Below are 6,764 nucleotides of genomic sequence, written 5' to 3'. Positions count from 1 at the left end.
GCCTGGACATCAGACCGAAACCGCTCGCGGCCGAAACCCGCAGGGGTTCGGTGGCGCTTGGCGGCTTGCCGCTTAGCGACATAGGGCTTGACGACCCGGCTTGCCGGGGAGCCGAAGGGGGCCCGAAGTGAGGCTTTCTGGTTCGCTCGCTGACTGAATCAACACACGAAAACGGCAGCCGCTTCGTGAAAAACTCACCTCAAAAAGCCAGTTCGGTGCATAAAAACTGGCTTAACTGCATCGTCAACGCTGTTTGGCTGACTGATCGGTGGACGCGGAAAGCGGCGCCGGCAGGCGCGGGTCGACCGCAGGCCGCCGGAGGCGGCAGGGGGTTTTCGCGGCCGGAATGGGGCGCCGGGCTTCCCTGCCCTGTCCCGGCTTATTTTTCCAGGGCAGCCATAACCGTTCTGATTGCCTCATGTTCATCTGGCCAGAGGCGAGCCGCAGCTCCCTCACCACCCTGCGCATCCTCCAGCCGCATATAATCGCCCGCCACGCGCAGCACCTGTGCCAGCGCGGCGGCGGACACGGTGACTTCCCGCGCCTGCGCTTCATCCTCGCGCAGGTTTGTCAGCATGTCCCGTACCTCGTCCCGGCCGATGCCATAGCGGCGGTGGTCGCCATCCTCTGCGATAAACTCCAGCATCCTGCACGCCTCATTCTCTGTGATATCCATGCACTTCGCGCTGTCCAGCACATCTTCCAGCGTCCAGACCAGTACAGCAACCGGGCAGTCTTCACCGAATGACTCCATCAGGTGGGTACACACTGCTTTAACGTTACCGTGCATCATGTTTTTTTCTCCTGTAACGGGGCGGCCTGTGCCGCCCCGTGGGTCAATCAGTCCAGCGCGGCAAAAATGGCGGCGGCTTCGGGGTGGGCAAAGGCGTAGTCGGTCAGCTGGCGGTGGCGGCGGCAGTACAGCGCGCACAGCTCCGCGTCATCGTGGCGGTCATACATCCAGCTGCGGTGGTTCAGCACCAGAGAGGTGATCACGATGCCCGCCGCCTCGCTGCTCATGCGCTCGTCGCTGTGATTGTCCGGGTTAACGAAACGCCAGGTTTCTTCCGCTGCGGGCTTCATGAAGCCACCGCCGGACGGCAGCAGCCCAAAGTCCCAAACGCCGCCGTCGTAGCCCGCAAGGTAACGATCGGCGTACAGGTACACATTGTTTTCGGCGCGCATGAAATCATCGCCAAACAGCGCGGGCAGGAAACGCAGGCGCACGTAGCCGTCAAGGACGCGCGCGGGCTCAAAAGCAGGGGTGGTGGCAGTATTCATCAGAAATCTCCGCAGTCAGGATGGTTAACAGTTCCGGCCTGTGCCGTGACTGAATGACAGCCCGGCGAAAAGCGGAGTGTTCATGAGCGGAGACGAGGCCGCAGCGCAAGCGAAAGGAGGCGGGATTACGGACGGCGCAGACGCGAAGCATGAGCGGAGGCGCGACGGGAGTAAGCGCGCCGGAGAGAGTGCGAACGGGGGAGGAGGCGAGCGAAGCGTTCTCTTGAACACGCAGCGGCCGGGCTAAAGTGAAGTCACGGCACCGGCCGCAGACAACACGGTTTTCATTCACCCGCCGCAGGCGGCATAAAAGAGGCGCGCAGCAACATCCATATTGTCTTGTCCACATCCGGGGTGCATATCCGCCCCGGAACCCTGTGGATAAATGAGGCCCTGCCGTGCGCCGGCAGGGATACAGCGGAGTGTGTGTTTTTTATTCAACTGTCACCGCAGGTGTTTCTGTATCACGGCCGCGCGCCGGTATAGTTCTATCAGGTCGTCATCGATCCCCTCAATCAGCAGGCCCGTCATGCGCTGCTCGCGGCTGGCGCCGTGCCAGAGGTGACGCGAAATCATGTCGCGCAGGCGCAGGTGAAATTCATACAGCGACTCCTCCAGGTCGGCGACATCATCGGTCAGGGCGTTGTAATCCGGGTGCATAGTGTGATCGTTCATCGTGTTCTCTCCGTTCATCAGGCCGCGCGTGCGGCGCGGTGGGCATACAGGCGGCGCAGGCCGGCGGCGTGGTACTGCTCCATCAGCTCGATACCAATCCAGCGGCGCCCGCACTCCTGGGCGGCCACGCAGGTTGAACCGCTGCCGGCAAAAGGATCCAGGACAATGGCGCCGGGCTGCGTGAAGGTCTCAATCAGCGGGCGCAGGACGCTGACCGGCTTTTCGGTCGGATGATGGCGGTTGCCGGTGTACTCCCACGGCATCACATCGGGCAGCGGTTTCGCCGGCAGCGCCGGGCGCCCTTTGGCCAGCACGTAAGCGCTTTCGTGCTGGTAGCCGACAAAGGCTGATTTTGAGGCATAAGGCTTGGTGAACACGATGTGGCCCACAATGCGGAACCCCGCCGCCTTCCACGCCTGCATAAAAATATCCACCCGGTTCCAGCCGTAGAAGCTCACCGCCAGGCTGTTGTCTTTCAGCACCCGGAACATTTCATGGCTGGCCGGCTGCACCCACTCGCTGTTCACGTCGTTGGCAATCGAGCGGCCGGAACGGTCCTTAAAGCCGACGAGGTACGGCGGATCGGTGAGGATGAAATCAATGCTCTTATCCGGAAAGCCACCCATAACCTGTACGCTGTCGCCGTGCATGAATCGAGACATAGTGATGCTCCTTGTGTATGAAGGGGGCACCGGTAGTGGTGCCGTGACCTACACACAGACGGGCGAACAGCGGAGCAAACAGGGGCGACACCGGAAGCCGCACGCGCCGCCGAAGCGGACTGAATGTCCCGCGCACGGCGGGGAACGGGTGAGGATGTCGGCGCAGCTTCCCTTGTTTGCGAGGCCGCCCGGCTACCGTGAGGGCACGGCACTTTACGCCCGCCGTTTTCTGGCCGCAGGACGGAAGACGGCATGAAGGCGGAGCGCAGCGACACCCTTTTTCATTCCGGCAGTGATGCCGCCGAGACCGGCGACATCAGGAAACATATTGCGGCAAACCTGTCAGCATTAAGCCCCGTCATCCTCCTGCATAACCGCTTCAATGGACTGCTCCAGATGCCGCCAGTTGAAGCCCTCGTTTGCATCATGGTGGTCTTCGGCGTACTCCATCGCCGCCACAATATCCTGCGGTGCCATGGCCGGGTTAATGCCTAGAAAGTCCTCTGCCAGCCAGAAAGTACCGCAGCACAGCTCGTCATCCCCGATGGCATCGAGGCGCGCCTTAAATTCACCTACCGTCATTTCTCTCATGTCGTTGTACGGCGGTGCTAAACCCGCCGCCTCCCGTCAGCCGCCAAAGTGCCCGATGTTGTTAACAATCCAGTCCGGCCCTGTTACGCAGGCGAAACCGTCCTCATCCTCTTCCCCCCACTCCAGCGAACTGCTCATGCTGTCTGTCAGTAAGCCCTGGGAATATGCATCGTACCCACAGAAGTCGCAGCCACTTTCGGCGTACCGATGTTCGATGACCACACCGAGCCGCTCACTGAGTGCAGCAAATACGCGTCCATTCGGGGGAGACCAGGGGGTGTCAAAGTCCACCTCCAGAAAATCCGACCCCCCGTCATTCACCGCCAGGGCGTATCCGCAGGGCCACTTCACGCCGTACTGCGCAATGTAGAATTCGTAACAGCCCGGCACGTCAGCCAGCAGCGCTCCGTTGAAGCCGTTGATTTCCACGTCGAGGCGAGTCGGCAGCAGCAGACGCATATCAAACGTCAGGGTACCTTCAGCACCAGTATCGTCACTGCACACCCGGTTCCAGTATTCGCTCAGGGCAGGCCCGTTCATTCCGGCCCAGTCAAAATGCTTTTTCCGCCAGATAGTGGCCATCATCGCCTGCGCGTCGCTGTCCAGCGTGTCCCACGTCCGGCTACTGAGACCGGTGGTCAGCCACAGGTCGTGTAGCAGATAGCAGGTTTTCTCTGTCAGTTCCGCGCCGTCGCGCAACTGCATGAGCCACTCCGTAAAAGCGGCGTTTTCCAGTGTGTTCTGTCCCAGCCCCGCCGCCGTCAGCGCCGGATAAGGCATATACGATTCGTCCGTCACCGGACGCAGCAGTCCGGCACAACCCGCCAAAAAAAGCTGGATACCCTGTGCTTCCGCCCGCACGTATGCAGGGCGAACCTCTCCCCGCATAAGTGCCCGCACCTTATCTACGCTCTCCGCCAGGCCGGTCACAAGCAGCCTGTTAGCACACCAGTTCGGCATGATTTACTCCTCAGTTAATGGTTGCACGGCCTCACCTGCGCCGTGCCGCCACAACAGCCGGGCGAAAAGCGGAGCAGACAGGGGCGGACGCGCAAGCCGCACGCGCCGCCGGAGCGGACTGAATGTCCCGCGACGGCGGAGAACGGGTGAGCAGTACGAGCGCCAGCGTCCCTTGCCGGCGAAGCGGCCCGGCTAACGTGAAGGCACGGTGCGGGCCTTGAGAAAAGAAAAAGTTAGCGTCAGAAACTGGGAGGGCAGTTCAGGCGTCAGGCAAAGCCGCTGCGATGACTTAAAGCTGAGCGTAGCGACATCATTTATCAGTGAAAAAGAAAAATATGCCGAAATTTTTATTAAAATAAGTGCAATAATTGCACTTTTTCCGATATAAATACTTATCGAAATTTAATGTCAGGGCAATGCATGACAGGTTACGAACTCAGGTTATGGCGGAAAGGAATGGGCTGGGACAGAGAGCACGCCGCCGAGGAACTGGGCGTGTGTCTGAGAGCTTACAAAACATATGAAAACACCCCGAAAATTAAGCGTTCGGTAGCGCTGGCCACCGTGGCACTTTCACTGGAATCACTGCTGCCGGCAGTGCGTAAACGTCAGATAGGCAGTAAACAGTTAATAACTCTTCTTGAGTCCATGCTCTCCGATCTTAAACCGGAAAAATAAAACCACAGGCGCCTCAGTCATATGGTCAATTTCAGAGGTACATCCCACGGGTTAACTGTTGCATGATAACGATCACTCGATAATACTGTTTTTATATACAGTAAAAATCAAAGGGTGATCACAATGAACAGTTTCTTTTTCAGACAGACGCGGACAGCAGGAATCGCTTCATCATGAAAAAGGTGATGTATGCTAATGGCCTTAAACCGTGGCTGATCGCTGGGATGCCTACTCAGGTAAAACTGCCACTTTTCGCCGAACCCTGCGCAGCCGGATTCCCCTCCCCTGCTCAGGATTATGTCGAGAAAGAGCTGGACCTCAATGAACTCTGCATCCGCCGGCGCGCCTCCACGTTTTTTGTGCGCGCCAGCGGCAGCAGCATGGAGGGTCTTGGACTGTATGACGGCGACGTCATGGTGGTTGACCGGGCCGAGGAGGCATCGCACGGGGACATTGTTATAGCCGAGGTAGAAGGTGAATTTACAGTCAAGCGGCTGCAGCTGCAGCCAAGGATCGCGCTGCTGCCAATGAATCCGGCCTATCCGGTGATTTATCCGGAGGAGCTTCAGCTGCTCGGCGTTGTAACCTGGTGGTTTAACAGCACGCGCGCCCGCCGGAGGTAACTATGCCCATGTTTGGACTGGCAGACGTCAACTCATTTTACGCCAGCTGTGAGGCGCTTTTCCGCCCTGACCTCCGCGGTAAGCCGGTGATCGTTTTGTCCAACAATGACGGGAACGTTATCGCAAGATCGGCCGGCGCCAAGGCACTGGGCATCAAAATGGGCGTACCGTGGTTTCAGATAAAAACGCAGGACTTTGCGGAGCGCGTACACGTATTCAGCTCGAATTACGCGCTTTAGTAAGTTACGTGGAATGCAACATTGATTGAGTAAACTTTGAACAGCAAAGCTGTTGTCAGAGGAGAATGCAATGCTGATTCCACCGAGTGAACACGTTCTGTTGCTGGCAGAGCGCTGGCTGCAACTGTTATCCGATCTGGGGCGGGCGCAGGCCACGCTAACAGCCTACCGCAATGCCCTCCGTCATTACTTTGCGTTCTGCAGCCAGAACGGAATTAAACCTGAAAAGGCGCGGTTTGAAGACCTGGCTGCCTATATTAGTCCTCAGTTACCCGGGATGCCTTTTTCCGCGGCCAGCGCCACGCTCCAGCTTCGCCTGTCGGCGATCCGCCTCTGGTATGACTTTCTCATGTACCTGGATCTTTGCACGGTCAATCCGCTGCCCCGATCCGGCACGCCCGGCATGCTGAGTTCCGGCCGGGGACTGGTTCCCCGCGTTGTAAAGCTGCCGCGCATTCCTGACGATGCGCAGTGGCAGTGTTTTCTTTATCATGCCGCCGCTTCCCCACTGCGTGACCGCCTGATGCTGGCATTAACCTATTACGGCGCGCTGCGTCGGTCTGAAATTACCTCGCTAAGTATTGACGACTTCGACTTTGCTCACCGGCTCATCCGCATCCGGGCAGAAACCACCAAGAGCCGGCGTGAACGAATTGTCTGTTACAGCCCGGCAGTAGTGCCAGTGCTGGCCGCGCACCTTATGCAGATGAAGCGGACCGGAATCGTAAGAGGTGCCCTGTTCCGTTCTGAGTCCGATCGTAATCAGGGCGGGCCGCTTTCATTCTGGACCTGGAGCAAAACGGTACGGAAATGGGCGCTTGAGTCTGGGATGCCGGACATCTCAACCCATACCTTCCGGCACCTGCGACTCACACACCTTGCCCGCGCGGGCTGGAAGTTGCACGAACTTGCCACCTATGCAGGACACCGCGACCTGACCACAACACAGATTTATATTCATCTTTCTGGCAGGGACCTGGCTGCCCGGATGGCTGGCGCGATTGAAACGGCAGATATCAGGATGGCGAACCTCATTTTCAGAACAGAGAAATAAC

9 protein-coding genes and 1 pseudogene are annotated in these 6,764 nt (G+C 58.6%); 4 read left to right on the top strand and 6 right to left on the bottom strand.

Going from position 1 to position 6,764, the window contains the following annotated elements; genetic code table 11:
- Positions 1-379 precede the first annotated feature (379 nt).
- From EPE01S_RS19765 to EPE01S_RS19735, 6 genes are all read right to left on the bottom strand, one after another.
- Positions 380-793, bottom strand: coding sequence for a DUF1380 family protein (locus EPE01S_RS19765; RefSeq protein WP_062748573.1), 414 nt, complete (start codon positions 791-793; stop codon positions 380-382).
- 47 nt (positions 794-840) lie between these two features.
- On the bottom strand, positions 841-1,281 hold the full coding sequence (locus EPE01S_RS19760; RefSeq protein WP_062748571.1) for an antirestriction protein: 441 nt from the start codon (positions 1,279-1,281) through the stop codon (positions 841-843).
- 444 nt (positions 1,282-1,725) lie between these two features.
- Positions 1,726-1,956, bottom strand: coding sequence for a YubE family protein (locus EPE01S_RS19755; protein WP_062748569.1), 231 nt, complete (start codon positions 1,954-1,956; stop codon positions 1,726-1,728).
- Positions 1,957-1,973: 17 nt separating this feature from the next.
- A complete protein-coding gene (locus EPE01S_RS19750) occupies positions 1,974-2,618 on the bottom strand; it encodes a DNA methyltransferase (protein ID WP_062748567.1) in 645 nt (214 codons plus the stop codon).
- 348 nt (positions 2,619-2,966) lie between these two features.
- The gene (locus EPE01S_RS19740) at positions 2,967-3,200 is read right to left on the bottom strand and encodes a hypothetical protein (RefSeq protein WP_062748563.1); all 234 of its coding nucleotides are present in this window, start codon (positions 3,198-3,200) and stop codon (positions 2,967-2,969) included.
- A gap of 45 nt (positions 3,201-3,245) precedes the next feature.
- Positions 3,246-4,169 (bottom strand): DUF1281 domain-containing protein, encoded by a 924-nt coding sequence (locus tag EPE01S_RS19735; protein ID WP_062748561.1) that lies wholly within the window; start codon positions 4,167-4,169, stop codon positions 3,246-3,248.
- Between the two features lie 456 nt (positions 4,170-4,625).
- Between EPE01S_RS19735 and EPE01S_RS19730 the strand changes: the two genes are divergently transcribed.
- The 4 genes and pseudogenes from EPE01S_RS19730 (at position 4,626) to EPE01S_RS19715 (ending at position 6,763) form a co-directional block, all read left to right on the top strand.
- Positions 4,626-4,847: an XRE family transcriptional regulator gene (locus EPE01S_RS19730; RefSeq protein ID WP_306304613.1), complete on the top strand. Its 222-nt coding sequence runs from the start codon at positions 4,626-4,628 to the stop codon at positions 4,845-4,847.
- 224 nt (positions 4,848-5,071) lie between these two features.
- Positions 5,072-5,470, top strand: a complete 399-nt coding sequence (umuD, locus tag EPE01S_RS19725; RefSeq protein WP_062748585.1) for a translesion error-prone DNA polymerase V autoproteolytic subunit — start codon at positions 5,072-5,074, stop codon at positions 5,468-5,470.
- Positions 5,471-5,478: 8 nt separating this feature from the next.
- Positions 5,479-5,706, top strand: a pseudogene (locus EPE01S_RS19720) (Y-family DNA polymerase); the annotation flags it as partial.
- Between the two features lie 73 nt (positions 5,707-5,779).
- Entirely contained in the window at positions 5,780-6,763 is a 984-nt protein-coding gene (locus tag EPE01S_RS19715; protein WP_010260799.1) for a tyrosine-type recombinase/integrase, read from the top strand.
- The last annotated feature ends 1 nt before the right edge of the window (position 6,764 follow it).

Origin of the sequence: Erwinia persicina NBRC 102418, from assembly GCF_001571305.1 — a bacterium.
GTDB classification, from domain to species: Bacteria; Pseudomonadota; Gammaproteobacteria; order Enterobacterales; family Enterobacteriaceae; genus Erwinia; species Erwinia persicina.
Note: the sequence above shows the minus strand (reverse complement) of the source record. Positions and strands in the feature narration are given on the sequence as shown.